The sequence below is a fragment of the Stenotrophomonas sp. ESTM1D_MKCIP4_1 genome (genome assembly GCF_003086895.1).
Classification (GTDB): Bacteria; Pseudomonadota; Gammaproteobacteria; order Xanthomonadales; family Xanthomonadaceae; genus Stenotrophomonas.
The window spans coordinates 4155436-4180107 of the sequence record NZ_CP026004.1; the positions used below are offsets into that span (position 1 = coordinate 4155436).

A 24672-nucleotide genomic window follows, 5' to 3' on the forward strand; every position below is an offset into this window, starting at 1 on the left:
ACACTCATTGGCCACAGGAGCTGCGCGGCTAGCGGAACCGAAGGATGAGGAATAAGGTCCTGTGGGCTGACGCAGCAATGCGAGGCCCGCGACATGAACTGGGGCATGACGGTCATCCGGGGGGAGAGACGTCACACATGCTCCCACTGGTCACACAGCGCAGAAACCTGCATTCGTAGGCCGCCCACCCCACTCTTTTGAAGGATACCGCTTGTGCCTGGCGAATGCTTATTGCACGACGTGGCACGTTCCTCTCAGGAATGGAACCCACCCTGTCTCACTCTCCTGCCGGCGCTGTGATGTCGGGCCACTTGAGCATTTGTGTACCAGAATCCGCGCCGCACTCCGCTTAGCCTTCAAGTTCTATTGACGCGGAGGCAGTATGAAGAGCAACGAAGAGATCATTCGCGAGCTGTATGAGGTCGCAGAAAAGCAGGACATCCAAGGCTTCGTCGGGATGTTCACCGAGAACGGATACTTCTACGACGTTTCAGCCGACAAGAAGTACTTTGGAAGCGAAATAGGAGACACGGTAGCGATCTATGCCACTGCGTTTCCCGATATGCATCGCGAGCTTTACAGAGTTTATGTCGCTGGTGACGTGGTGGTGGTAGAGCTTTCCCTCAATGGTACGCACAAGGGCCCACTTGTACTCCCCAGCGGCACCATTCCGGCTACGGGGAAGATCATGCAGACACCGTGCTGCGATGTCTTCCATCTGGTGGACGGGAAGGTTGCCTCCTTCCACTGCTACACCGCCGCGACCGTCCTGCTCAAACAGATTGGCGTCCTCTGATCTCATATGGGCAAGGCGCCCCGTGCACAGCAATACATCAATGCCCTCGCCGATCAGATCGATCGGGGCGGTCGTCAAGCAGCACGTCGATCTCCAGGTCCGGGTTTGCGTTCAGGAATGCTGGCCGCGCCGGGATGAAGTGAAGCCGCGCGAACGTGGTCGCCGCCGGCACCTGGGCGCTTGCACTCGGTGCGGTTGGCGTGCTGATCGGCAGGGCATTCGGCTATGGCCTGGCCGCAGTGGGCCAGGCCGGCGTCGCTCGTGTCGAGGCCGGCCAGGTGCCGGGGATGGATGGCGCGGGCGTGGTGATCGCCATTGGACAAGGCGTTGATCGCAGCTTGCTGGGCCAGCGCAAGGACTCATTGAAGATGGTACTGCGATGAGCCGACTCGCCGTCGCCACTGTTCCGCACGTCTGACAGTGCAGTAGTCAGGTCAGTGTGGACGTGTTGGCTCCTGCCGTTCGTCTGGAGTGCTGAGTCTCCCGACAAATTCTGGTCTGGTAGCGGAAGATCCGAAGCCCCGCCTAAACTCAATCGGCAACACCGAAAGGAAGAAGCTACGCGCGGATCCATGGCCTGACCACCGGGTTTCTGGCTGCAGCCTGAAATCCGCTCGCGGAACTTCTGAAGGAATACGTACTGTGAATCGCCCAGGTTCATGTAGACAATCGCAACCCGCCCCTGAGTGACCGCTCTCGGCCAGAAGCGGACGGCGCAAATATAAGCCTGAGGGCTCGTACCCGCCTGCTCTCCTTGCAAGGCGAAACACCGACGGCGCATTCGATCAGATTGCCAGTCACGTGCGCGACTGCCGCCGCATAGCCTGAGGGGCGACACCGAACCCTCGCTGGTATGCCTCACGAAGATGCCGTCGGTCGCGGAACCCAGTCTCACGCGCAATCACCTCCAATGGAAGCCGCCCCTGTTCGACCATGACCCGCGCAGACTCAAGTCGTAGCGCTTCAATGGCTTTCGCTGGCGATTGCCCGGTTTCTGCCGTGAAGATCCGGCTGAACTGGCGCGAGCTCAGGTTTACCCGCTCGGCCAGCTGCTCCACGCCGAGTGGCTCGGCCAAGTGCCGCTTGGCGTAGTCCAGCGCCTGTTGAATACGATCACTGCGCGGTGCCAGGTCCAACAGTTCCGAGTGCTGGGTCTGTCCGCCCGCGCGCCGGTGGTGCATCACTAATCGGTGCGCGACCGAGCGCGCCACCTCAGGCCCAAGGTCCTTCTCCACCATGCCCAGCGCCATGTCCAGCGCGGCAGTCATGCCAGCGGACGTCCAGTACTGACCGTCAAGGATAAAGATCCGGTCGGCCTCCACCTGGATGTCGGGGTGGCGCTGCTGCATGTGCTCGGCATAGGCCCAGTGTGTGGTGGCCCGTCGCTGTGTAAGCACGCCGGCTTCGGCCAGGATGAACCCGCCTGTGCAGATTCCTGCCACGCGCCGCGCCTTGGGAGCCACGCGACGGACGAAATCGAGCAATGGTCGAGAGACCGGGTCCGTAAGTGGGTCAATTACTCCAGCGAACATCCAGGTATCGGCACGGCTGCGTCCGGTCAGTTCGCGCGTGACCACCCGCATGCCCAGCGAAGCGTTGATCTCCCCGCCTTGCAGAGACCAGTTCTCCACGGCGTAAAAGGTTTCACCGTGCACGAGGTTCGCGAACTCGAACACCGCCTGCGAGCCGAGCGCCATCACCTGGAACCCGTCGCCCAGTACGTATCCCACCCGATGCATGATGGCTGCCACATGTCCTAAAACATGACTATATGCGTCATTTGCGCCATGGTCCACTAGGCGCATGCTTTCTCCACCCCCCCGCGGCCATGGCCGCCTCAATGGAGAAAGCACCATGTCCGCACATCCCTCATCCGCTGGCGTTGCACTGGTTACCGGCGCATCTTCTGGCATCGGCGCGATCTATGCCGAGCGCCTGGCCCGTCGCGGCCATGACCTGATTCTCGTCGCCCGCGACCGCCAGAGACTCAATGCCCTGGCTCAGGGGATCAGCAGCCAGACGCAGCGAGCCGTGGAGGTGATCGCGGCCGACCTGGGCCAGCGTGATCAGCTGGCCGCGGTCGAGCGCCGCTTGCAGCAGGATGCCGATATCACAGTACTGGTCAACAACGCGGGCATCGGCACCCACACCCCCCTGCTGCAGAGTGATGTCGAGCGCATGACCGCCATGGTGGAGCTCAACGTCACCGCGCTCATGAGGCTGACCTACGCCGCAGTTCCGCAGATGGTGGCCCGCGAGCACGGCACCATCATCAACATTTCCTCGATCGCCAGCGTTGCCCCGGAGATCCTCAACGGCGTCTATGGCGGAAGCAAGGCCTTCGTCACCGCGTTCAGCCAGTCGCTTCACAAGGAACTTGCCGGTACCGGCGTGCGTGTCCAGGCGGTGCTTCCAGGCGCGACAGCTACCGACTTCTGGGCGATCGGTGGGCTGCCAGTTGAGAACCTTCCCAGTGAGATCGTAATGCCCGCCAGTGACATGGTCGACGCAGCGCTGCGTGGGCTGGATCAAGGCGAGCTGATCACTCTCCCGTCGCTGCAATCCGGCGAGGAATGGGAGGCATTCGAGGCGGCGCGCCAGGCCATGGCGGCCCACCTTTCCAGCAACACCGTGGCTCCGCGCTATCGCGCCGCGCACTGAATTCTCCTCCCCCGTTCGCACCCCTAGGACAAACTTCCATGAAACTCACAGGTAACACCATTTTCATCACCGGCGGCACCTCCGGCATCGGCCTGGCGCTGGCCAAGGCGCTGCATGCACGTGGCAACCAGATCATCGTGGCAGGCCGTCGAAAAGCGCTGCTGGAGCAGATCAGGGCAGAGTATCCCGGCATTGATGCGGTCGAACTCGATGTCGCCGATCCGGACCAGATCAAGGCGGTCGCCAAAGATCTGATTGCGCGCTATCCCGATCTCAACGTCGTGGTGAACAATGCCGGCATCATGCCGTTCGATGACGCCGGCGGTGCGTTGGACGATGCCCAAGCTGCGCATCTAGTTGCAACGAACCTGTTGGGTCCGGTCAGGGTCAGCGCGGCGTTTGTAGAGCACCTGAAGCAGAAGCCGCAAAGTTGGATCATCAACAACTCCTCGGTCCTGGCCTTCGTTCCGCTCGCCGCGACGGCACTGTATTCGGCCACCAAGGCGGCGATTCACTCCTACTCGATGTCTCAGCGGTTCGCCCTGCGAGACAGCTCCGTAAAGGTGCTGGAGATTGCACCGCCGTGGGTGGATACCGACTTGATCTACAAGAGCAGTGATCCGCGCGCAATGCCATTGGACGACTTCATCGCCGAGACGCTGGAGAAGCTGTCAACCGCTACTACCGAAGTCGTGGTGGATCGCATCGCAGCGGTGCGTGCCAATCCCGGAATGGAGGAGCATGCGCTGGTGCATCAATTCAATCTCGCGATGGTGCAGAGCCCGATTCCGGTGGCCTGATCAATGTGCCTACCAGCACCAGCGCCACATGGCGCTGGTGCCAGTGACTTTCGCCATTCGTTCCACTTCTCTGAGGAAATATCCCATGCTTTTCAACTGGTCTGAGTATGTGCCTGCGGTCAAAAAGGCGTTCGGTTCCCTGGGCAAGCGCCATCCCAAGATGCTTGAGGCCTACCAATCGTTGGGCGCAGCGGCGGCGCGTGATCAAGCGCTGGACCCCAAGACACGCGAACTGATTGCCGTTGCGGTGGCGATCAGCCTGCGTTGCGATGGGTGCATTGGCACGCATACCGAGGCAGCGCGCAAGGCCGGGGCGACCGAAGAAGAGCTGGCGCAGGCACTCGCTACTGCGATCCAGGTCAATGCAGGTGCTGCGTATGTCTATTCGATGCGAGCCCTTGAGGCTTATGGCGAATAGCCTTTTTCGCGAGGGCATCGCGCATTAGAGCTTTGTGCAGTGCTCGAGCGATGCCCAGCGATTGCCGCTGTGGGGTGCCAACACACCTACTGGCAGTGCGCTAATCACGATCTTCGACGCAAAGACGTGTTGCGATGCTCGCAGTCGATGTCCGCTATCGGCCAGAAGCGGACAGCGACATCCGCCCTAGGCTGCTTCCGGCATTCGTCCCAGTTCGGCAGCTTCGTCGATGGGAACGTGGTGAGCGAGCGCCCCGCGGAGCAAGCACCCGAATGAGAGGCCTCATCCCGGTGCCGCTCCGCTCTGCATTGGGCGCGATTACATGCCCAGGTCAGACAGCCCCGGGTGATCATCCGGGCGACGCCCCAACGGCCAATGGAACTTGCGGTCGCTTTCCTTGATCGGCATGTCGTTGATGCACGAGAAGCGCCGCTCCATCAAGCCATCGGCAGAAAACTCCCAGTTCTCGTTTCCATACGAGCGGTACCAGTTTCCTGAATCGTCACGCCATTCATAGGCGTAGCGCACAGCGATACGATTTTCGGTAAAGGCCCACAGCTCCTTGATCAAGCGGTACTCAAGCTCTTTCTTCCACTTGCGGGCCAGGAACTGCCGGGCCTCTTCACGGCCTTGCGTGAACTCGGCGCGGTTCCGCCACTGGGTGTCGAGCGAGTAGGCAAGAGATACCTTGTCTGCATCGCGAGAGTTCCAACCATCTTCGGCAAGTCGTACTTTTTCGATGGCCGATTCGCGGGTGAAGGGGGGAAGCGGCGGGCGAGTTTGAGCGTTGGACATGGCAAAGCCTCCAATCAAAGTGGATACATCGTTGGTTTCAGATTGCGGTGGAGCGTGCGCCCGCTAGCGGCGGGCCTGTTTCAGCAACAACTGTGCGACATCCCTTGCGTTGTCTGCTGCTTGGTAATCACCCATCACGCGCGACACGGTGATGGCACCTTCCATCAGAATCAGCAGCTGGCGCGCCAGTGCGTCCGGCTGCTCGATCCCCAGCTGCCCGGTAAGTTCAAGCGTGTAATCGAGCAGCTTCTGCTTGTGATAACTGGCGATCCTGCGAATAGGATCCTCAGGATCCCCGACCTCGCCGGCCGTGTTAATGAACGCACAGCCGCGGTACCCCTCGGACTCGAACCAACCCGTGAGCACGGTGAACATGCGCAGGATGCGCGCCTCGGGGCCATCGGCGTTGTCACATTCCTTCCGGAACCAGGCCAGCCAACGCACGTCGCGTGCGTTCAGCGCCGCAGCAGCAACCTCGTCTTTATTCTCGAAGTGGCGATAGATGCTTTTCCGCGCCACACCCGAGGTCTTTACTAGAAGGTCCATGCCGGTGGCATGTATCCCGTTCTGGTAGATCAGCGTCTCGGCCGTCGCGAGGATCTTTTGCTTGGTGTCAGTCGTCTGGTTTTCCATGGGGCAAAGGTAGAACGATCGTTCTCCTCTGTCAACCAAGATGTGCACGGGGCCGGGCTCACGATGTCTAGCTGGAGGACAGGTGAGTGGCAGGGCTGCGGGACCGCACCGGAGACCACTTCATGTTGAGTGTCGTGCAGGATCGCGCCATGGCGGATGTCCGCTTTCGGCCAGAAGTGGACGTTGGCTGTCGGCTACCACGTGCCGGTCAAGAGATAAGAAGGAAGCTCCTCTAGCGCACACTGCGGTGCATCCACGTCCCAGGATACGAAGCAACAACCGCACCCCTCAAAGTATTCGGGGCAGGTAGCCATGTTGTCTCTCCAGCGGTCCAACCATTGCTCGACAAGCTCCCAGTCGGCATCGAACTTAGCCTGGGATCCGGCGTCGTCATCCCCACCTAGCAGGACAGTTATGACAGCTCGAGGCATCGGAGGAGAATGTCTGCTGTGGGTCGAAAGCGGAGAGTAGCACCGGACTAACGCTTACGCAGTGCTGATGTCTGCTTCCGGCCAAGTGCGGTCGCTCGCAAACAGCATCAGCTTGAATCCAGTTTTTTTCTCACCCAATCATCGTCAGATTGAATCTTCCTGAGAGCGGCGAAAAGAAACAAAGCGCAATCACAACACCATTCAGCAGCAAGGATGCCTCGTAGAACAGCGATGAAGCACGCGAAATGACATGCGGCGCATCAACGCGGTCAACGCGCTCCAACCCAAGGTAAAGAAAATGTAAATCCAAGGGCTGAACGGCACAAAGAAGGCAACGGCCACCAGCGCGGCCAGGTACCCAACAACCAGCCCGATACGCAGCGCCCCAAGCACCGGGCGAGACATGCTGGCCGCAACAGCACGCTCCTTGATCCTGAGTCGTTCTTCGCGCAGCAGCCTCGGAAGCGTCCTTGCCCCACGCTCATCAGCCACGATGCCACCAACCGTGACAAGGATGGTCAGCAGTACAAACATCCGGAATGTGAGTTCAGTCATTGAATCTGCACCCTATGAGTTCCGTCTCTGGAAGCATGCCGTACCGCCTACCGGCGTCGGCTTGAATGATCTGTTGAGGCTCAGCGTATCGACCCAGGCAGCTGGCCGACAAGACATGACGCGCAAAGATCACTTACCGCGAACTGGCGTCGCCTTGAACGAGCTGCTGGCCGGGCGGCCATTGGTGCATTGATACCCGAAAGTCTGCTCCTCCATGCGGACCTCCGTTGCCTGCTCTCAGTAGACCCGGCTACGAACGCTGTGAACAAGCGCGCGATCGCATGGGTAGCTGCGCGATGACTGCAGCACGTTGATGTCGGAAGCCCGCCCATCCGTTCCAAGAGTGAAAGAAAGCCTGGCCTGGCAGATATATGTACGCCCAAAGCAGTCATCGGCGGGTACCGGCACATCAGGCATCAAGATGGGCTCTGGTGTGGCAACACCAGCCCTCGTCAGTCCACTGCCAACGAACGCAGTCAGCATGATGACGCCAAGCATGTTCATCGCCGGGTAGCTGCCTGATGGAAGGACACGTGGGTGCGAGTATACGTATCAACTTCATCGCCCCGCAGCAGGGCTTTCCCACTGGCCGTACCGACACCGCGCCTTCACGTGCCTTGCGCTTTCAGCGTTCGCCGCGCCGCTCATACCAGCCCTGGGTACGGTTCACGATGCGAACCACGGACAGCATTACCGGCACCTCGATAAGTACGCCCACGACGGTCGCCAATGCGGCACCCGAATGCACACCGAAGAGCCCGACGGCGGTCGCCACCGCCAGCTCGAAGAAATTGCTCGCCCCGATCAGCGCAGAAGGCCCGGCCACGCAGTGCGCCACGCCAAAGCGGCGGTTGAGCAGGTACGCCAGGCCCGAGGTGAAGTAGACCTGGACCAGGATAGGCACTGCGATCAACGCAATCACCAGCGGCTGCCTGATGATCTGCTGCCCTTGAAAGCCAAACAGCAGCACCAGCGTCAGCAGCAGCGCCGACAGCGATACCGGGCCCAGCCTGCGCAGCGCGCGATCCAGGCCCATGCCGCCACTGCGGGTAAGCAGCCACTGCCGCAGCAGCGCGGCCACCACTACCGGCGCCACGATGTACAGGCCTACGGACAACAGCAGCGTGTCCCACGGCACCGTGATGGCTGAAATGCCCAGCAGCAAGGCGACCATGGGGGCGTAGGCCACCACCATGATCGCGTCATTCAGCGCGACCTGGCTCAAGGTGAAATTCGCATCGCCACGGCACAGGTTGCTCCACACGAACACCATTGCGGTGCACGGCGCGGCAGCCAGCAGGATCAGCCCGGCAATATAGCTGTCGGTCTGCCCGGGGGGCAGCCAATCCGCGAAAACGTGGCGCAGGAAAATCCACCCGAGGAGTGCCATCGAGAACGGCTTGACCGCCCAGTTGATGAACAACGTAACCCCGATCCCTTTCCAGTGCTGCTGCAACTGGCGCATGGCGCCGTAGTCCACCTTCAGCAACATCGGGATGATCATCAACCAGATCAGTACCGCCACCGGCAGGTTGACCTTGGCAATCTCTGCAGAGGCCAGCGCGGCAAATGTACCGGGCAGAAAGTGCCCCAGCAGCGTTCCCGCCGCGATGCACAGCGCAACCCACAGGGTAAGGTGGCGCTCGAACAGGCCCATGGGTGAGGGCGCGTTCACTGGCCGCTGGCAACCGGCTGCAAGTGCCCAATGCGGTCCAGCGCCTGCTGCAGCGCTGCGCGATCCGCCCACAGCGATTCGGGCAGAGCAAGCAGCGCAGTCAAGCGCGCTTTCACGATGGCATGCGCCTGTGCGAAGGCCGCGGCCTTGTCAGCGTCGCTGCCCTCAACCGCAGCAGGATCCGGCAGGCCCCAATGGCTGCGGATGAAGTCTCCAAACACCACGGGACAGGAATCAGCGGCGGCGGAATCGCACACGGTAATCACCAGATCCATCGGTGCCGCATCCACGAATTCATCCCAGGATTTGCTGCGCAGTCCGTCCGTAGACATCCCTTCGACCTGCAGCTGCGCCAGGGCGAACGGGTTGATCTGGCCGATAGGTTGGCTGCCCGCGCTGTAGGCGGTAAAGCGCTCGCCGCCCCACGCGCGCAACGTGGCTTCGGCAAGAACGCTGCGGGCGCTGTTGCCCGTGCACAGGAACAGGATATTGCGTGTCATGGTGCGGCCGTCGCGTGGAGTAAGGGGCGTGGGTGGCGTCAGCACTTGCACGCAGGCACAACGGGGGCGCACGTGGTGTCCGGCGAGCCTGCGCAGCAGTTGTGCGTGAGGTATTCGATCAAGCCGGTCATGGCAGCGAAATTGGCGCGGTAGCAGACATGCCGGCCTTGGCTCTCACTCTCCACCAGACCGGCCTGCACCAGCTCTTTCAGGTGGAAGCTGAGCGTGGCCGGAGGCACCTGCAGGGCCGCGGCAATATCGCCGGCCATGCGCCCCGCCGGGCCGGCTTCCACCAGCAGACGGAAGGCGGCCAGGCGGGTGGCATGCCCCAGGGCGGTCAGGGCAGTGATTGCATTCGATGTTTCCATATTTCCAGAATAGTCGAATGAATGAGCCGACCACAAGTACAGACCTGCCCAACCTGATGGCCGGGTCGCTGCCCCAGCCCGACCACAGCCTGCTTGCAGCCGGAGGCCTGGGGCCGCCCAGAATCCTGATTCTTTACGGATCGCTAAGACCTCAATCGTTCAGCCGCAAGCTGGCATTGGAGGCCGAGCGGCTGCTGCGCCATCTGGGCTGCGAGACCCGCGTATTCGATCCGCACCAGTTACCCATGCTGGACAGCGTGGACAAGAGCCACCCGGAAGTGCAGCGGCTGCGCGCGTGGTCACAGTGGTCGGAAGGGCAGATCTGGGTCAGCCCGGAACGGCATGGCACGGTCACTGGCGTGTTCAAGAACCAGATCGACTGGTTGCCATTGGAAGACGGCAGCGTGCGCCCCACGCAGGGCCGCACGTTGGCGGTGATGCAGGCAAGTGGTGGCTCCCAGTCGTTCAACACGGTCAACACCCTTCGGGTGCTCGGCCGCTGGATGCGCATGCTGACCATCCCCAACCAATCGTCGGTGGCCAAGGCCTGGCAGGAATTCGACGAGGACGGCCGCATGAAACCCTCGCCCTATTACGACCGCGTGGTGGATGTGGCGGAGGAGCTGGTTAAGTTCACCCTGCTGACGCGGGGGCGGTCGGACTACCTGGTGGACCGTTACAGCGAGCGAAAGGGTGACGCGATTGCGGCTGCGTTGGCGCGCGCGGCAGGGGCTACCGCTGTCTGATGCGAGGCGGCTGCATTGTTGATCGATGCGCGCCCGCTGTCGCTGCACAGGAAAGGGCCGCGATCACCTGTCGCATCTGCCACGCCACTACATTGCCATCGCCGATTTGACGCATTCGTCTCAAAAACGCGGAAAGCCTTGTCTACGCGTTGTTTGAGTCCACAACCCCGTATGAGAAAATTACGAAAATAGCTCGGGTTGTGGCGGCATTGCCCCTCACCGCTTGGCATTCCCAACAGCATCGGTCAACTCTGATACCGCCACCGACAACGGGTGGCCGGGACTCGAAAACCCGAGCTGTTGGGATGTTGTTTGCGCTCGCCAACCGGCACCACCTCGTGTGGTGCCGGTTGGCACTCCGTCTGCCAGCTATGGCGGGCGGTGCGTGGGGGTCTTGCACCCGCCGGTATATCCCAACAGCCCGGTTTTCGAGACACGCACCGTCCGCCACCTTTATCGGTGGCGGCTTCTGCCTGCTTGAACGGAGCCTGCCATGACCAAGCAATACTCCCCTTCCCCGCGCCACATCCAGGAAAAGCCCTCGCCTGAGAGCGCGCTCGATCCCACCAGTTTCGTCGCCCTCCTGCGCAGCATCGGCGCGGGTGCCGCAGCCGATGGCCAACCCTGGCCCGAGCGCCAGCACCTGCGCAGCCGGCAGATGGCTTTGTGCGATGCCGATTGCGCGTTGGCGGGACAGCGCGCGGTGCAGGAACTCCTGCTGGCCGCCATTCGCGCGCACCAGAACAGCGATGCCGACCAGTACGTGGGCGACCGCGTGCTGGAAGGCTTGGCGATGGCATCGCTGTCGCTTACCGCCTTCATCCAGGAACGCGTGCGGCCGCAGGGTTGAGGCTGCGTGTGGTGTGTGTGTGCTGGGGGTCAGAGCCCTCCGCTGTGCGGAGGGACCCGACCCCGGTGGCTGGGCTGGGGTCAGATCCCTTCGCACAGCGAAGGGCTCTGACCCCCGGCGGCCGTTCGGGCAGGAGGAGGTTCTATGAAGCGATGGTATTTCGCCGTGGCACTGGTCTGCGGCACGGTGGCCGGCGCGGTGTGGATGCACTGGCCCGCGCCAGAGGGCGACGAAGTAACGGCCTACCGGAAGCTGCCGGTGCTGGATTACCGGATGCTGCGCATGGACGCGATGGCCTATGCGCAGACCCAGGTCAATCAGGGGCTGGCATTCCATGCCCGCCTTGATGGAACGGATTCGTTCGAGATCCGCTGCAAAGGCGTGATGGTGCTGGCGGTGGAAAACGCACCGGGCGAAGTGGTGCTGCACCGGCCGTCGAGTGCGCTCAGGCGGGCGCCGGATATCGTGCGCTTGATGGACAGCTTCCAGCGCTTGCTGGTGCTGGACCCAAGCCAGGAGCGCTTGGCAGCAAAGCGGGATGAGCCCTCGTGGTTGGAGGCGCAACTGCGGCGCATCACCGAGCGGGTACCGGGCCCGGAGCGTTGTGTGTTCGGGGGCGACTCGAGCCAGTGACGCGGGTCGGGCGTGGGGTCAGAGCCCTTTCCTGCGGAAAGGGATCTGACCCCGGTTGGCCAGTGCGGCCAGGCGGCGGCTGACCAGGCTGTAGAGCTCCTGCAGTTCGGCGGCGCGTTCGGCGGTCATGTTGCTGCCGAACAGGATGCGCGCGAGTGCGGCGTCGTGTGTGTCATCGGGGAAGCGCTGGCGGGCACGGTAGACGTTCTGCAGCACCAGCCAGGCCAACCGCAGGCCGCCACCGGGCAGCGGCCGCACGAGGCGTTCGTAGGCCTGCCAGAACTGATGTTCGGCCTGCAGATCGACCGTGGGTGCCGCGTAGGGCACCGGACGCGGCCGTCCGTGGGCGTGCGGACGGGTGGGCAAATGGACGGGATCGGGCTGGGCCATGGGGACAGCATGCCCCAGCAACATTGTGGGAACCTTGCGTTGGTGCCGGAAAATCGATGGCGAAGGGGTCAGAGCCCTTTGCTGGGCAAAGGGATCTGACCCCAGTTGCAGACCCACCATTGATCGGTTTACTGCAGCACGTACCGCTCAATGGCCTTGGCCACGCCGTCCTCGGCATTGGTGGCGGTTTCAAAGCGCGCTACGGCCTTCACTGCATCGATGGCATTGCCCATCGCCACGCTGGTGCCGGCGAACTGCAGCATGGTCAGGTCGTTTTCCTGGTCACCAATGGCCATGACGTTGGCGCGGTCGATGCCCAGGTGCTCGGCCAGCTTCTGCAGGCTGGGGCCCTTGCCGGCGCGGTGGTCGAACACTTCCAGGAAGAACGGTGCGCTCTTCAGCACGGCGAAGCGCTCGGTCAGTTCGGCCGGCAGGCGGCCGATGGCAGCGTCCAGCACGTCGGGTTCGTCAATCATCATCAGTTTGATGAAGGACATCGAGGGATCCATGTCCTCCACGCGGCGGTACGAGAGCGGCACGTGCGAGAGGTGCGAGTCGATGACGGTGTAGCGGCTGATGTCCTGGTTGGGCGTATACAGACGCTGGCCATCGAGGGCCTGGAAGTGCACCCCGATATCGCGCGCTACCTGTTCGCAGTAACGGAAATCCTCGAAGCTGAGCGGGAACTCGGCCACGTTCTCGCCCGTGCCCAGGCGCCGCACCAGACCGCCGTTGCAGGCGATGCAGTAATCGTCATTGCCGTTGATGCCCAGTTCGCCCAGGAACGGCGCCAGGCCGGACACGGGGCGGCCGCTGGTCAGCACGATGTGCACACCCAGCGCGCGTGCCTGGGCGATGGCCGCCTTGGCCCGCGCGGTGAGCGTGTGGGCGGGGTCCAGCAGGGTGCCATCCATATCGATGGCGACCAGTGCGATGGTCGATTGCCTGCGGCCCATGTCCATCAACGTTCTACCTTGCATGTGGGCCCACCATTTTAGGCCAGTCGCACAGGGGCTCGCCTCATGCGCGGTTCATCCCGCCGGGCGTGGCTGCAGGGATACTCAGCAAGCCTGTGCGCCCCCCACCGCAGGACGGCCCCATGACCGCCCTACCCTGGAGATCCAGACGCATGACCTACCACGCCCCCGAGGCTACCGATACCGCGCCGCTGGCCGAGCAGATTGACGACCTGATTCACGGCCTGCCCGGCGAGCAGATCCGCGTGGGCACGCTGCTGCAGGCGCTGGGCGATGAGGGGCTGATGCTGATCGTGATCCTGCTGTCGGCGATTTTCCTGATTCCGGTCTCGATTCCCGGGCTGAGCACGGTGTTCGGGGCGTCGATCCTGCTGATCGGCCTGAGCCGGGTACGCAACCGCCCGCTGTGGGTGCCACGCCGGCTGGCCGAACGCGAAGTGGCCACAGACAAGCTGAAGGCCAACCTGGGCCGCGCCCTGAAGTGGGTGCACCGCATGGAGCGGCTGTCGAAGCCGATGCGGCTGGCGGTGATGGTGCGTTCAAAGAAGATGATGCGGCTGAACAACCTGGCGCTGGTGGTGGCCACGTTGTTGCTGATGGCCCCGGCCGGGCCGATTCCCTTCAGCAACACCCTGCCCGCACTGGCGCTGATGTCGTTCGCGATCGGGTTCATCCAGCGCGATGGCGCAGCGGTAGCAGCGGGTTACGCGTTCGTGGTGGCCACGATGGTGTACTTCGGCGTGCTGCTGGGCGGCGTTGGGTTTGCCGCCGAATCGCTGTTCAGCGGGCTGCGTACACGCTGAACCCGCGGAGGCCGGGGTGGTGGGACGGCGGGATGGCGGTAGAGTCGACTGTTAGTCGACTGGCCTTCGACCGACTGCCCTTCGCATGAAAATGCGAAAAAACCCCGCGCTGCGCGCGACAGTCGACTAACAGTCGACTCTACCCGGCGCCCCGGTGCCATCGACGCCCTTCGCATGCACATGCGAAAAAACCCAGCATCATTTCGCGCGCGGTTGGTCAAACGGCGATCCGCGCGACGTCCCCGATCAGGCGACACCTGACCGGGGCATCATTCCCACGGCTACTTGGCCGAAACCCGCCACACCACATCACCCACGTCGTCGGCCACCAGCAGTGCGCCGTCGGCATCCATCGCCATGCCCACCGGGGCGCCCATCAGGGTCTTTTCATCCTTGGACGTAAAGCCGCTCACCACCGCCTGCGGGCGGCCGGTCGGCTTGCCATCCTTGAACGGCACGTACACCACTTCGTAACCACTCAGCGGTGAACGATCCCAGCTGCCGTGTTCGCCGATGAAGGCGCCGCCGTGGTACTTCGCCGGCAACGACTGCCCGGTGTAGAACAGCAGGCCCAGCGGCGCGACGTGCGAACCGATGGCGTAGTCGGGCACGATGGCCTTGGCCACCAGGTCCGGCCGCTGCGGCTGCACGCGCTCATCCACGTGCTGGCCGTAATAGCTGTAGGGCCAGCCGTAGAAGCCGTCTTCCTGCACCGACGTCAGGTAGTCCGGCACCAGGTCCGCGCCGATCTCATCGCGCTCGTTGGCCACGGCCCACAGCTTGCCGGTGCTCGGCTCCCAGTCCAGTCCGGTGGGGTTGCGGATACCCGATGCGTAGATGCGGCTGCCACGGGTGGCCACGTCCACTTCCAGCACCACCGCGCGGCGGTACTCGACGGCCAGGCCGTTTTCGGTGATGTTGCTGTTGGAACCCACGCCCACGTACAGCTTGCTGCCATCGCGGCTGGCCAGCAGTTCCTTGGTCCAGTGGTGGTTGATGGTGCTGGGCAGATCGGTGAACTCGCGGCCCTTGTCGGACATGCGGGTTTCGCCGGGCACATAGTGGTACTGCATGATGTTGCCGGTGTTGGCCACGTACAGCGTGTCACCAATGAGCTGGATGCCGAACGGGGAATGCAGCCCTTCGATGTAGACGTGCTGGGTCCACGCATCGGTGCCCGGCGTGCGCCGCAGCAGCGTGACCCGGTTGCCACCCTTGCCGGCCTTGCCCGAGCGCGCCTTCACCTTGCCGGCAATCCACTGCTTGGGCGTGGTCACCGGTTCTTCGCCGGGGCCGTTGCCCTCCACCACCAGCACATCGCCATTGGGCAGGGTAAGCAGGCGGCGCGGGTGCTGCAGGTTGGCAGCGATGCGTTCGATCTTCAGGCCCTCGGCCACGGTGGGCGATTGGCCCTCGGCCCAGCCCACACCCTTGGGCACCTGCATGGGCGGCAGGAGGAAGTTGGCCGGCTTGGGCAGCGGCGGCTGCGGGCCGGACTGGTCGGCCGGGTGGTATTCGGCCTTGCCGGCGCAGGCGGCCAGCATCACTGCCAGCGAAAGAACGCCCAGGGTGGGCAGGATGCGATCAGCCATGACGACCTCCGTGCAGCACCGGCAGCTGCAGCGACAACAGGATGTAACCGATCGCGATGAGGGCCACGGTCAGTGCGGAAAGGATGGTGCCCGGCACGGCCACCGCGAAGGCATCGCGGCTGTGCACGAAGGCATTCCAGATGGCCAGCACGATGGCGACCAGGTTCAGCAGGAAATCCACGCGGTCCAGGCCGGTGGCGGTGCCGTTGCGGCGCCAGACCGCGAACAGGTTGATCAGCCGCGGAATGATGGCGATGAGCAGGCCGAAGGTGATCAGCCACGCCGCGGACTTGCCCCACATCACCTCGGCGGTGTTGAGGTAGAGCACATCGAAGATGAGGGCAGCGGCGAAGAAGCCGAACGGCAGGGGATTCAACAGACTGTAGAGCGTGGTACCCGGGCCGCGATGGGCCTGGGCGACGGGGTTGACCATGGTCGTGCTCCGAAGGGGGGAAGTATCCACGGCCGTAGTACCACAGCCAGCCGGGAGACAGCGCGATGGTGGCCGCCGTCGCGGCGCGATGCTTGGATGGATGTGCCATCCGGGGTCAGATCCCTTTGCGACGCAAAGGGCTCTGACCCCGGATGGCCGGGCGGCGCCACGACTCAGGGAACGTAGACCAGGTGCAGGATGTACTCGAAACCGGCTTCGGTTTCCGCAATGGAGACATCCATCACCAGATCGCTTTGCCCTTCTGCGGCGGTGTACAGATCAACCAGTACGTGCCAATGCCCGCCCATCCAGTGGCTGACCGACGTTGCCCAGGCAGCCTCAGGCAGAGACACGAGGGTTTCGCCGTAATCCTCGACGATATCGACGATGACGTCCCACGTGTCGGCCGTGCGCAGGCGCACGTTCGATGCCCGCGGCGCGCGGCCTGCGGCGATCTCGTCGGCCATCCAGGTGAGGGTGGGACGGAACGCATCATCCACTGCGGTTTCGTTGTGCAGGTCCTTCCTGACCATCTGTCTTCCTGGCGTGGTAATCCGCGGTACGCGGTCCAGGCATGATGGCATGCATGGCAGATGGCGGCGGCCGGGGTCAGAGCCCTTTGCGGCGCAAAGGGATCTGACCCCTCGCAGATGGTCGCGGTCGGGGTCAGATCCCTTTGCGACGCAAAGGGCTCTGACCCCTCACCAGAGCACCTCAGGCCACCGCGGCCAGCGCGTCCACCAGCGCATCCATCTGCTGTGGCCGGGTGAACACCGATGGCGTGACCCGCACGCAGGCGCCCGATTCCAGGCCATCGCGGTGAGTGGTGAACACGCGGTGCTCATCCAGCAGCCGCTTCTGCAGCGCCATGTTGTCGGCCACACTGGTACGCCCGCGCAGGCGGAAGCTGGCCAGCGCGCTGGCCAATGCAGGGTCCGGCGAGGACAGCACTTCCAGGTGCGCCATCTGCCGCGCAGGCACGGTCCAGCGCTCGCGCAGGTAGCGCAGGCGTGCCTGCTTGTTGGCCGCGCCGATGCGCTGGTGCAGTGCGATGGCTTCAGGCAGCGCCAGGTACGCGGCGAAGTTGACCGTACCGGTATGCACCCGGCTGCCCACGCGGCCATCGTCGGCCTCGCCCATGTACGGGTCGAGATCGGCCACGCGGCCCTTGCGCACGTACATCGCGCCGACGCCCACCGGTGCACCGATCCATTTGTGCAGGTTGATGCCCACGAAATCGGCCTTCAGGTCCGGCACGGCATAGGCAATCTGGCCGAAACCATGGGCCGCATCGACGATGACATCAATGCCTCGTGCCCGCGCACGCTCGGCGATTTCAGCCACCGGCAGCACCAGGCCATGGCGGTGGCTGACCTGGGTCAGCAGCACCAGCTTCAACCTGGGCAGGCGCGCGAACGCGGCGTCATAGGCCTGCAGGATCTGCGCGGCGTCGGGCACGGCCGGCAGCGCGATGCGTTCCACCTGCACGCCACGACGCTGCTGCAGCCAGCGCATGGCGCCGATCATGCTGTCGTAGTCCACGTCGGCGTACAGCACCTGGTCGCCGGGCGAAAGGCGGTTGTAGCCACCAATCAGCGCCAGCATCGCCTCGGTGGCGCCACGGGTCAGCGCGATCTCATCGGCACCCACGCCCAGCATGTCCGCCACCTGGCGGTGCACGGCCATGAACTGCGCGGGGAACGTGTGCCGCCCATACCAGGCGTTGCCACGGTTCACCTCGGCGGTATGGCGCTGGTAGCTGGCCAGCGTTTCGCGCCCCATCGCACCCCAGTAGCCGTTTTCCAGATGGTTCACTTCGTCGGTGATGTCGAAGTGGCTGGCCACGGCGGCCCAGTAGCCTTCATCGCGGGCCAGCACGTCCGGCGCCACGGTCGTTGCGGGAATCTGCATGGGCGCAGGGTAGCGCGCCGCTGCCATGGCAGGCAGTGAAGACAATGCGGCGGCGGCCGGCAGCAGGGTGCCGGCGCGCAGCAGGGTACGGCGGCGGCTGTCCATCAGAAGGTCAGCCGGTACTGCGCGTACACGTTGGCACCGTCGGTGTCGTAAGGCGCGTTGCGCGAGTAGATCAGGCCACGGCTGGCCTGGAAGGTCGCCTCGTCCGGGTAACGGTCGAACACGTTGTCCACGCCCACGCGCAGGCTGTGCTGCGCGTTGATGCGGTAGCCCACGGCCAGGTCCAGGAAGGTCATGTCACCGAAGCGCTGGTAGATATCGCCGGTTGCATTGCCGGTGGAATCGGTTCAGGCACCGTAGTAGCGCACGCGCGCCATCAGCGACCACGCGCCCACATCCCAGCTGCCGGTGAAGCTGCCCTTGTGCTCGGGCAGGCGGTCCTCGAACAGCACGCGCTGGGTTTCGTTGGTGGCCACCGACGTGCTGCCGTTGTCCACGCGGGTGCGGTTGAAGTTGTAGGCCAGGGTCAGCGTCATGCGGCCGGCGCCCAGATCGCGCAGGTAGTTGCCCACCACGTCCACGCCCGTGGTGGTGGTGTCGAAATCGTTGGTGAAGTAGTTGACCGAGGTGTAGCCCAGCGGATTGGGCGTGCCGGCCGGGATGGCGAAGCTGGCCGACTGGCTGAAGCGGTCGCTGAGCTGGATGCGGTACACATCCACCGAACCGGACAGGCCCACATCGGTGCGCCAGGTCAGGCCCAGCGAGGCGGTGCGCGATTCTTCCGGGGTAAGCGGCTTGGCGCCGAGCAGCTGCGCCAGCGGATCATTCGGCGACAGGCGGCCGCTGGTGAAGATCTGCAGGGTGCGGGTGTCCAGGCCCTGGGTGGTGCTGGTGGTGTTCAACTGCGCCGGGGTAGGCGCGCGGAAGCCAGTGGACAGCGTGCCACGCAGGGCGACATCCGGCGTGATCGCAAAACGTGCGGACAGCTTGCCATCGACCGTGCTGCCGAAGCTGGAGAAGTCTTCGTAGCGGCCAGCCGCACCGATGCTCCAGCGCTCGCCCAGCGGTACTTCCATATCGATGTAGGCGGCATGGCTGCGCTGGTCCCACGTGCCTGCCTGGCTGGCCGAGAAGCCCGGTGCGCCATTGGCATTGGCTTCCAGGCCTGCCGCTGCACCCGGCCCCACCGCGTACGACGCCGGGTCGCCTGCGCGCACCTCATAGGTTTCCTGGCGGAACTCGGCACCGAAGGCGACGTTCACCGGCTTGGCCAGCGCGGCCACGTCCCATTCGTAGTTGAAATCAACGTTGGCGTTCTTCTCGGTCTGGGTCAGGCGGCCGAGGTCGAAGGACGTCGGGCTGTCCGGGCCAAGCGAGGCATTGATCGAGTTGTCCAGGCTGTAGTCGATGGCATTGCGGCCATACGACACGCTGGCATCCCAGCGCAGCTTCGGGGTGATTTCGCCGCGCAGGCCACCCACCAGCTGCAGGTCGTTCTGCACGTTGCCGTACTGCGGGCTGAAGCCCACCGGGTAGATGGAACGCAGGTCCCAGCCGGGGAAGATGGACGTGGTGCGATAGGCACCGGTGGTGGTGTCCGGATTGCGCCAGTTGAAATCGCTGACGCCATCGCTGTGGCTGTACAGGCCGAACGCATAGATCTCCAGCGTGTCGCTGGCATTGGCTTTCAGGTTGAAGCCCACGCGGCGGCTTTCCAGTTCCGGCTGGCCCCAGCGCTGCACGGGGTTGGGAACGTCCAGTTCGGGGTGCGCGGCCTGGAAGGCAATGGCATCGGGGCGCTGGCGCGTCCGCGAGGTGGCATCGGAATTCGACGATTCGGCAAACAGCGCCAGGCTGCCGTAGTCACCCAGCGCCCAGCCGGTGCGGGCACTGAAATCGCGCGAGGCACCATCGCCCTGCGCGTACTGCGAATAGCCTGCGGTAATCTCGGTGCCGGGGCTGTCTTCCAGAATGATGTTGATGACGCCGGCAATGGCGTCCGAGCCGTACTGCGCCGATGCACCATCGCGCAGCACTTCAATGCGCTTGATGGCGCTGGTCGGAATCTGCGCAAGGTCGGCCGCCTGTGCGCCCCGGTTGCCCAGCAACGCGCTGCGGTGGAACCGGCGGCCGTTGACCAGCACCAGGGTCTGGTCCGGCGACAGGCCGCGCAGCGTGGCCGGGCGTACGAACACCTGCCCGTCGGCCATCGGCAGGCGCTGCACCACGAACGACGGCACCAGCTGCGCCAGTACGTCCTTCAGATCGGTGGAATCGACGGACTGGATGTCCTGCTTGGTGAACACATCCACCGGCGCCAGTGTTTCAAACTGGGTGCGGTTGGACGCGCGGGTGCCGGTGACCAGCATGGCATCCAGCTGCGTAGGCGCGGCATGGGTACCGCTGCCGGTGGTGTCTGCCGTACTGGCATCTGCTGCGATCGCGCCTCCTGCGCTGACCATGGAAAGGGCGAGGAGGATGGAACGCGACAGCATGGAACGATGCACGGCAGGACTCCAGGAATGCACGACAAGGCCAGGACAAGCCGCGCAGTCTCGGCACACTGTGTGAAACCGGCATGACGTGAACGCGACAGGAGCAAGTCGCGCAGAGATGGCCAGTAGATCCACGCCATGCGTGAATGGGCCGCACGCGAATTGCGCACGTACTAGAATCGAAACATCGCGCACGCAAGGAGACCGCATCATGCGCCTGCTTCACCTCACCCTTCCGGTGTCCGACGCGGATACGGTGGCGGCCTGGTTCCACGACGTGCTGCAGCTGCGCGTGGTCGGCCACCACGTGCACATCGGCTGGAGCACGATCGAACTGCAACCGGCGAACGGACAGCCGCTGGGCGGCGTGCACCTGGCCTTCAACGTGCCGGACAACCGCTTTGCCGACGCCATCGCATGGCTGCGCGAACGTGTGCCGCTGCAGCGCAATCCCGAGGGCATCGATTACTTCGCGCTGGAAAGCAACTGGCAATCACAGTCGGTGTACTTCACCGGTCCAGACGGGCTGATCCTGGAACTGATCGGGCGGAAGCGCCTGCCGGCCGGCACGCGCAGTGGCGCATTCCACGGGAGTGAACTGACCTGCCTGAGTGAAGTGGGCCTGCCCAGCGCGGATGTGGATGCGGTGCGCGCCGACGCAAGCGCGCGCTTCGGGCTGCAACCGCTCAGCCCGCCCTCGCCGCAGTTCGCGCCGATGGGCGATGACGAAGGGCTGTTGATCGTGGTGGCCGCCGACCGCCGCTGGTTCCCCGGACAGAAGGATCTGCCCAACGCGCAGGGTCTGCTGCTGCGCGTGGGCGATGTACAGGGCAGTGGCGAGCTGGCCGATGCCGCGCGGGGCTGGCGGGTGGTCGCATAGATCCACGCCCTGCGCGGATGGGCACGGGCTACGCGCGATTCACGTCCACCACCAGGCGGCCGCGTACTTTGCCTTCCAGCAACGCGCTGGCGGCGCTGACCGCATCCCCCAAGCCGATTTCCTGGGTGATGTCATCCAGCGTAGCCAGATCGAGATCACGCGCCAGACGTGCCCACGCTTCGATGCGCTCATGTCGCGGGCGGGTGACGCTGTTGATGCCCAGCAGGCTGACACCGCGCAGGATGAAGGGCGCAACGGTGCTGGGGAAATCCATGCCCTGCGCCAGCCCGCAGGCCGCCACGGCACCATCGGCGCGCAGGCTGGCGCAGACATTGGCCAACGTGTGGCTGCCCACCGAATCGATGGCCGCGGCCCAGCGCTCGGCCTGCAGTGGCTTGCCCGGCTGCGAGAGCGTGGCGCGGTCGATGATCCCGCTGGCACCCAGCGCGGTGAGGTACGCCGCTTCCTGCGGGCGGCCGGTGGATGCGGCCACCCGATACCCCAGGCGCGACAGCAACGTGATGGCGAAGCTGCCGACGCCGCCGTTCGCACCGGTCACCAGCACCTCGCCCTGCTCCGGGCGCAGGCCATGCCGTTCCAGCGCCATCACGCAGAGCATGGCGGTATAGCCGGCGGTGCCGATAGCCATGGCCTGGCGTGCGCTGATGCCCTCGGGCAGCGGCACCAGCCACTCCCCCTGCACGCGGGCGCGCTGGGCCAGACCGCCCCAGTGCTTCTCGCCCACGCCCCAGCCATTGAGCAGCACCGCATCGCCCACGCGGTAATCGGCGTTTTCGCTGTGCACCACGGTGCCGGCCAGATCGATGCCGGGCACCATCGGGAAGCGGCGCACCACGCCACCGCCCTGCCCGGTGATGGCCAGGCCATCCTTGTAGTTCAGCGTGCTGTAGGCCACGTCGATGGTGACATCGCCGGGTGGCAGCGCGGCATCATCGAGAGACGCAAGGGTGGCGCGGTAACCCGCCTCGTCCTTGTCGATGTGGATGGCGTTGAACATGCGGTACTCCTGTGCAGGACGACGGAACGGGGACGCTCAGCGCGGCAGGGCGTCGAAGAAACCACGTGCGAACACCTGCATCGGTGCCACGTTGTGGGCCAGGCGGGCACGCAGTACCGCGCCCTCCCAGCCGATCCAGAAGAAGGCGGCCAGCGCATCGGTGTCGGCGCGCGCGGCCAGCGTGCCCTCGGCCTGCGCATGGCGCAGGCAGGCGGCCACACGGTGCTGCCAGCCCAGCAGCACGGCATCCAGCTGCTGCCGGTATTCGGGCGGCAGCGCGGTTACTTCCTGGCCGAGATTGCCGACCAGGCAGCCGCGCTCGAACTGGAAGCGCTGCATGCCCTGCTGCGCATCGTCGATGAACGACTGCAGGCGCTGCAGCGCGGGCAGCGCGGTGTCCTGCAGATGGCGGTCGAGCTTGCGCAGGAAGTAGGCGTCATAGGCCGCCAGCACCGCCAGACCATAGGCCTGTTTGCTCTGGAAGTAGTGGTAGAAGGAGCCCTTCGGCAGCTGCACGCGGGCCAGTACCGCATCAATGCCGGTGGCGCCGTAGCCCTGGCTGGTCAGCAGCTCGATACCCGCGCGCAGCAGCAGCTCACGGGTGTCCTGCAGCGCGCGTTCGCTGCGCGGCGGGCGGCCGCGTCGGGGCGCAGCAACGGGCGGGTTCGGCTCCATGCGGCGATATTAGACCGATTGTTTCGTAAATTACAACCGCCCGCCCTCACGGCCCTTACCAGCTGCCCGAGGCACCCCCGCCGCCACTGCGGCCCCCGCCGCCCGACCAGCTGGATGAAGACGAGGAACTGGACGACGAAGAGGAGCGCGAGCTGCCCCCTGAACTGCTGCCGCCGCCACCGCCGCCGCCGCCCCCCTGGGCCATCATCAGGATCCACCCCACGTAAGCCGCAACCCCGCCCAGCGCCCACATCGCCATGCCGGCATCGGCATCGCTGGATTTGTCGGCAATCCACAACGCGGCGAACCCCGCAACGATGAGGTACACGAGCAGGCGCACTGCGAATTCGACGCGACTGCGCTGCCAGCAGGCACGCGCGACGATGCAGGGCAAGGCGACGAGGAAGGCAAGCACCGCCAGCGCCACATAGGCAGCCACGTGGATGACCAGGCCGGGGAATACGCCCCGCGTGAGCTGCAGGGTCACGGCCAGCACCACGCTGATGGCCAGCATCGTCCACAGCGTGCGGCGGGTGCCCCGGCTGCGCCGCCAGCTGCGCCCGCAGCCCCACGCAACGGGTACGACGAACGTCAGCAGCATGCCCACGCCGATCACCGCACGCGGCAGCATCACCGCCGCCAGCAGCGTGCCGGCGAGGATCGCCCCCAGCCATTCCAACGGCGCACGCCACCAGCGGCGCGCCGGGACTGCCGTGCCTGTTGAGGCCTCCGCTGCCGGGGCGGCTGCTTTCCTGCGTTTCTTTCGCGGCCCACCCGGCCGCCGCAGCGGGGGCGGGTCCATCATCCGCGGGGATCGCCACAGGCCCATGAAGAAGGCCAGCAGCGCCGTGCTGGACATCACCGAATCAAAGTTGCTCCACGCCAGGTCCAATGGGTTGTTGCTGGGGGGCGGTGGCAAGGGCTCGCCGTCGATGAGCTTGACCAGCTGTGCGCTGCCGTCCATCACGCCCTGGTCGAAATCCCCGGCGCGGAAGCGCGGCAGTATCGTCTCTTCGATGATGCGCTTGGCATACGCATCGGGAATTGCGCCTTCCAGGCCATAGCCCGGCTGGATGCGCACGCGGCGGTCCTGCACCGCCACCAGCAGCAGCACGCCATCGTCCACGCCCTTGCGCCCCAGTTGCCACTGGTCATACACGCGTTGCGCGTAGTCTTCGATGCTCTCGTCGCCGGTACTGGCCACCACCAGCACCTGCAGCTGCGCGCCACCGCTGCGTGCGAACAGCGCGCGTGATTGCTGCTGCAGGTGTTCGGTGGTGCTGGCCGACAGCACCCCGGTGGGGTCGACAACCGGGGAATCGAGCGTGGGCACCGGGGTCTGGGCGATGGCCAGCAACGGCAGCGCGAACAGCAGCAGCGCGCACCAGAGGTGGAGCAGCAGGGGGCGGTAAAGACGTTGCGGGTGGGCCATCACCTTCTCCATGGTCGTTGCTTCCGCCGGTGCTTGTGGCTGCGTGGTTGTGTGGCTGCGTGCTTTTGGGGCTGCGTGCTTTTGGGGCTGCGTTCTTTTTGGGCTGCGTGCTTGTGGGGCTGCGCGCTTATGCGGCTACGTGCTTGTGGGGCTGCGCGCTTTTGTAGAGTCGAGCTTGCTCGACTGGCTCTACGGCAGTCGA

Annotated in this window: 26 protein-coding genes and 1 pseudogene; 10 read left to right on the top strand and 17 right to left on the bottom strand. The window is 64.5% G+C overall.

What is annotated here, in order from left to right; translation table 11 throughout:
• Positions 1-382 precede the first annotated feature (382 nt).
• The gene (locus tag C1924_RS18810) at positions 383-796 is read left to right on the top strand and encodes an ester cyclase (RefSeq protein WP_108766670.1); all 414 of its coding nucleotides are present in this window, start codon (positions 383-385) and stop codon (positions 794-796) included.
• A gap of 155 nt (positions 797-951) precedes the next feature.
• Positions 952-1179, top strand: coding sequence for an alpha-hydroxy-acid oxidizing protein (locus C1924_RS18815; protein ID WP_108766671.1), 228 nt, complete (start codon positions 952-954; stop codon positions 1177-1179).
• Between the two features lie 414 nt (positions 1180-1593).
• On the opposite strand, the gene C1924_RS18820 is transcribed toward C1924_RS18815, so the two are convergent.
• Positions 1594-2601, bottom strand: a complete 1008-nt coding sequence (locus C1924_RS18820) for a GlxA family transcriptional regulator (RefSeq protein ID WP_254051176.1) — start codon at positions 2599-2601, stop codon at positions 1594-1596.
• A gap of 49 nt (positions 2602-2650) precedes the next feature.
• Between C1924_RS18820 and C1924_RS18825 the strand changes: the two genes are divergently transcribed.
• The 3 genes from C1924_RS18825 to C1924_RS18835 all read left to right on the top strand — a co-directional run bounded on the left by C1924_RS18825 (position 2651) and on the right by C1924_RS18835 (position 4675).
• Positions 2651-3457, top strand: a complete 807-nt coding sequence (locus C1924_RS18825) for an SDR family oxidoreductase (RefSeq protein ID WP_108766673.1) — start codon at positions 2651-2653, stop codon at positions 3455-3457.
• A gap of 38 nt (positions 3458-3495) precedes the next feature.
• Positions 3496-4257: an SDR family NAD(P)-dependent oxidoreductase gene (locus C1924_RS18830; RefSeq protein ID WP_108766674.1), complete on the top strand. Its 762-nt coding sequence runs from the start codon at positions 3496-3498 to the stop codon at positions 4255-4257.
• 85 nt (positions 4258-4342) lie between these two features.
• Positions 4343-4675 carry a carboxymuconolactone decarboxylase family protein gene (locus C1924_RS18835; protein ID WP_108766675.1) on the top strand — a complete coding sequence of 111 codons (333 nt, stop codon included), beginning with the start codon at positions 4343-4345 and terminating at the stop codon, positions 4673-4675.
• A 318-nt stretch (positions 4676-4993) separates the two neighbouring features.
• Here C1924_RS18835 and C1924_RS18840 read toward each other — a convergent pair whose 3' ends face one another.
• From C1924_RS18840 to C1924_RS18865, 6 genes are all read right to left on the bottom strand, one after another.
• Positions 4994-5470 carry a nuclear transport factor 2 family protein gene (locus C1924_RS18840; protein ID WP_108766676.1) on the bottom strand — a complete coding sequence of 159 codons (477 nt, stop codon included), beginning with the start codon at positions 5468-5470 and terminating at the stop codon, positions 4994-4996.
• 63 nt (positions 5471-5533) lie between these two features.
• A complete protein-coding gene (locus C1924_RS18845) occupies positions 5534-6103 on the bottom strand; it encodes a TetR family transcriptional regulator (RefSeq protein WP_108766677.1) in 570 nt (189 codons plus the stop codon).
• Positions 6104-6735: 632 nt separating this feature from the next.
• Entirely contained in the window at positions 6736-7089 is a 354-nt protein-coding gene (locus C1924_RS18850; protein WP_108766678.1) for a hypothetical protein, read from the bottom strand.
• 625 nt (positions 7090-7714) lie between these two features.
• Positions 7715-8746, bottom strand: a complete 1032-nt coding sequence (gene arsB, locus C1924_RS18855) for an ACR3 family arsenite efflux transporter (protein WP_108766679.1) — start codon at positions 8744-8746, stop codon at positions 7715-7717.
• 14 nt (positions 8747-8760) lie between these two features.
• Entirely contained in the window at positions 8761-9264 is a 504-nt protein-coding gene (locus tag C1924_RS18860) for an arsenate reductase ArsC (protein WP_108766680.1), read from the bottom strand.
• A gap of 38 nt (positions 9265-9302) precedes the next feature.
• Positions 9303-9632 (bottom strand): winged helix-turn-helix domain-containing protein, encoded by a 330-nt coding sequence (locus C1924_RS18865; RefSeq protein WP_108766681.1) that lies wholly within the window; start codon positions 9630-9632, stop codon positions 9303-9305.
• Between the two features lie 17 nt (positions 9633-9649).
• On the opposite strand from C1924_RS18865, the gene arsH reads away from it, so the two are divergent.
• The 3 genes from arsH to C1924_RS18880 all read left to right on the top strand — a co-directional run bounded on the left by arsH (position 9650) and on the right by C1924_RS18880 (position 11861).
• On the top strand, positions 9650-10378 hold the full coding sequence (gene arsH / locus C1924_RS18870) for an arsenical resistance protein ArsH (RefSeq protein WP_108766682.1): 729 nt from the start codon (positions 9650-9652) through the stop codon (positions 10376-10378).
• A gap of 493 nt (positions 10379-10871) precedes the next feature.
• Positions 10872-11228, top strand: coding sequence for a hypothetical protein (locus C1924_RS18875; RefSeq protein ID WP_108766683.1), 357 nt, complete (start codon positions 10872-10874; stop codon positions 11226-11228).
• 165 nt (positions 11229-11393) lie between these two features.
• Entirely contained in the window at positions 11394-11861 is a 468-nt protein-coding gene (locus C1924_RS18880) for a cold-shock protein (protein WP_159094842.1), read from the top strand.
• A gap of 18 nt (positions 11862-11879) precedes the next feature.
• Here the strand turns inward: C1924_RS18880 and C1924_RS18885 are convergent, their stop codons facing one another.
• Complete coding sequence (locus tag C1924_RS18885; protein ID WP_254051178.1) at positions 11880-12188, bottom strand: hypothetical protein; 309 nt, start codon at positions 12186-12188, stop codon at positions 11880-11882.
• A gap of 191 nt (positions 12189-12379) precedes the next feature.
• Positions 12380-13213, bottom strand: a complete 834-nt coding sequence (yidA, locus tag C1924_RS18890) for a sugar-phosphatase (RefSeq protein WP_108766686.1) — start codon at positions 13211-13213, stop codon at positions 12380-12382.
• Between the two features lie 167 nt (positions 13214-13380).
• Here yidA and C1924_RS18895 point away from each other — a divergent pair, with 167 nt between their 5' ends.
• Positions 13381-14031, top strand: a complete 651-nt coding sequence (locus C1924_RS18895) for an exopolysaccharide biosynthesis protein (RefSeq protein WP_108766687.1) — start codon at positions 13381-13383, stop codon at positions 14029-14031.
• A gap of 281 nt (positions 14032-14312) precedes the next feature.
• Here the strand turns inward: C1924_RS18895 and C1924_RS18900 are convergent, their stop codons facing one another.
• From C1924_RS18900 to C1924_RS18920, 5 genes and pseudogenes are all read right to left on the bottom strand, one after another.
• Positions 14313-15623, bottom strand: a complete 1311-nt coding sequence (locus C1924_RS18900; protein WP_108766688.1) for a sorbosone dehydrogenase family protein — start codon at positions 15621-15623, stop codon at positions 14313-14315.
• Positions 15616-16056 carry a DUF2231 domain-containing protein gene (locus C1924_RS18905; RefSeq protein ID WP_108766689.1) on the bottom strand — a complete coding sequence of 147 codons (441 nt, stop codon included), beginning with the start codon at positions 16054-16056 and terminating at the stop codon, positions 15616-15618. The genes C1924_RS18900 and C1924_RS18905 overlap by 8 nt, the downstream gene beginning before the upstream one ends.
• 173 nt (positions 16057-16229) lie before the next feature.
• Complete coding sequence (locus C1924_RS18910; RefSeq protein ID WP_108766690.1) at positions 16230-16589, bottom strand: hypothetical protein; 360 nt, start codon at positions 16587-16589, stop codon at positions 16230-16232.
• A gap of 181 nt (positions 16590-16770) precedes the next feature.
• On the bottom strand, positions 16771-18072 hold the full coding sequence (locus C1924_RS18915) for an aminotransferase class V-fold PLP-dependent enzyme (RefSeq protein WP_108766691.1): 1302 nt from the start codon (positions 18070-18072) through the stop codon (positions 16771-16773).
• Positions 18072-20477, bottom strand: a pseudogene (locus tag C1924_RS18920) (TonB-dependent receptor). Before C1924_RS18920 ends, C1924_RS18915 begins: the two are co-directional and overlap by 1 nt.
• A 199-nt stretch (positions 20478-20676) precedes the next feature.
• Here C1924_RS18920 and C1924_RS18925 point away from each other — a divergent pair.
• Positions 20677-21345, top strand: a complete 669-nt coding sequence (locus tag C1924_RS18925) for a VOC family protein (RefSeq protein WP_108766692.1) — start codon at positions 20677-20679, stop codon at positions 21343-21345.
• 28 nt (positions 21346-21373) lie between these two features.
• On the opposite strand, the gene C1924_RS18930 is transcribed toward C1924_RS18925, so the two are convergent.
• The 3 genes from C1924_RS18930 to C1924_RS18940 are packed head-to-tail and all read right to left on the bottom strand — an operon-like array spanning position 21374 to position 24470.
• Positions 21374-22363, bottom strand: a complete 990-nt coding sequence (locus C1924_RS18930) for an MDR family oxidoreductase (RefSeq protein ID WP_108766693.1) — start codon at positions 22361-22363, stop codon at positions 21374-21376.
• A 36-nt stretch (positions 22364-22399) separates the two neighbouring features.
• A complete protein-coding gene (locus C1924_RS18935; RefSeq protein ID WP_108766694.1) occupies positions 22400-23038 on the bottom strand; it encodes a TetR/AcrR family transcriptional regulator in 639 nt (212 codons plus the stop codon).
• Between the two features lie 55 nt (positions 23039-23093).
• The gene (locus C1924_RS18940; RefSeq protein ID WP_108767121.1) at positions 23094-24470 is read right to left on the bottom strand and encodes a TPM domain-containing protein; all 1377 of its coding nucleotides are present in this window, start codon (positions 24468-24470) and stop codon (positions 23094-23096) included.
• Positions 24471-24672: the final 202 nt, after the last annotated feature.

Excerpts from the sequence above, each read along its gene's own strand:
- C1924_RS18810 (WP_108766670.1), top strand. The coding sequence starts at position 383 with ATGAAGAGCAACGAAGAGATCATTCGCGAGCTGTATGAGGTCGCAGAA.
- C1924_RS18820 (WP_254051176.1), bottom strand. The coding sequence starts at position 2,601 with ATGCGCCTAGTGGACCATGGCGCAAATGACGCATATAGTCATGTTTTA.
- C1924_RS18825 (WP_108766673.1), top strand. The coding sequence starts at position 2,651 with ATGTCCGCACATCCCTCATCCGCTGGCGTTGCACTGGTTACCGGCGCA.
- C1924_RS18830 (WP_108766674.1), top strand. The coding sequence starts at position 3,496 with ATGAAACTCACAGGTAACACCATTTTCATCACCGGCGGCACCTCCGGC.
- C1924_RS18835 (WP_108766675.1), top strand. The coding sequence starts at position 4,343 with ATGCTTTTCAACTGGTCTGAGTATGTGCCTGCGGTCAAAAAGGCGTTC.
- C1924_RS18840 (WP_108766676.1), bottom strand. The coding sequence starts at position 5,470 with ATGTCCAACGCTCAAACTCGCCCGCCGCTTCCCCCCTTCACCCGCGAA.
- C1924_RS18845 (WP_108766677.1), bottom strand. The coding sequence starts at position 6,103 with ATGGAAAACCAGACGACTGACACCAAGCAAAAGATCCTCGCGACGGCC.
- C1924_RS18850 (WP_108766678.1), bottom strand. The coding sequence starts at position 7,089 with ATGACTGAACTCACATTCCGGATGTTTGTACTGCTGACCATCCTTGTC.
- arsB (WP_108766679.1), bottom strand. The coding sequence starts at position 8,746 with ATGGGCCTGTTCGAGCGCCACCTTACCCTGTGGGTTGCGCTGTGCATC.
- C1924_RS18860 (WP_108766680.1), bottom strand. The coding sequence starts at position 9,264 with ATGACACGCAATATCCTGTTCCTGTGCACGGGCAACAGCGCCCGCAGC.
- C1924_RS18865 (WP_108766681.1), bottom strand. The coding sequence starts at position 9,632 with ATGGAAACATCGAATGCAATCACTGCCCTGACCGCCCTGGGGCATGCC.
- arsH (WP_108766682.1), top strand. The coding sequence starts at position 9,650 with ATGAATGAGCCGACCACAAGTACAGACCTGCCCAACCTGATGGCCGGG.
- C1924_RS18875 (WP_108766683.1), top strand. The coding sequence starts at position 10,872 with ATGACCAAGCAATACTCCCCTTCCCCGCGCCACATCCAGGAAAAGCCC.
- yidA (WP_108766686.1), bottom strand. The coding sequence starts at position 13,213 with ATGGACATGGGCCGCAGGCAATCGACCATCGCACTGGTCGCCATCGAT.
- C1924_RS18895 (WP_108766687.1), top strand. The coding sequence starts at position 13,381 with ATGACCTACCACGCCCCCGAGGCTACCGATACCGCGCCGCTGGCCGAG.
- C1924_RS18900 (WP_108766688.1), bottom strand. The coding sequence starts at position 15,623 with ATGGCTGATCGCATCCTGCCCACCCTGGGCGTTCTTTCGCTGGCAGTG.
- C1924_RS18905 (WP_108766689.1), bottom strand. The coding sequence starts at position 16,056 with ATGGTCAACCCCGTCGCCCAGGCCCATCGCGGCCCGGGTACCACGCTC.
- C1924_RS18910 (WP_108766690.1), bottom strand. The coding sequence starts at position 16,589 with ATGGTCAGGAAGGACCTGCACAACGAAACCGCAGTGGATGATGCGTTC.
- C1924_RS18915 (WP_108766691.1), bottom strand. The coding sequence starts at position 18,072 with ATGGACAGCCGCCGCCGTACCCTGCTGCGCGCCGGCACCCTGCTGCCG.
- C1924_RS18925 (WP_108766692.1), top strand. The coding sequence starts at position 20,677 with ATGCGCCTGCTTCACCTCACCCTTCCGGTGTCCGACGCGGATACGGTG.
- C1924_RS18930 (WP_108766693.1), bottom strand. The coding sequence starts at position 22,363 with ATGTTCAACGCCATCCACATCGACAAGGACGAGGCGGGTTACCGCGCC.
- C1924_RS18935 (WP_108766694.1), bottom strand. The coding sequence starts at position 23,038 with ATGGAGCCGAACCCGCCCGTTGCTGCGCCCCGACGCGGCCGCCCGCCG.
- C1924_RS18940 (WP_108767121.1), bottom strand. The coding sequence starts at position 24,470 with ATGGCCCACCCGCAACGTCTTTACCGCCCCCTGCTGCTCCACCTCTGG.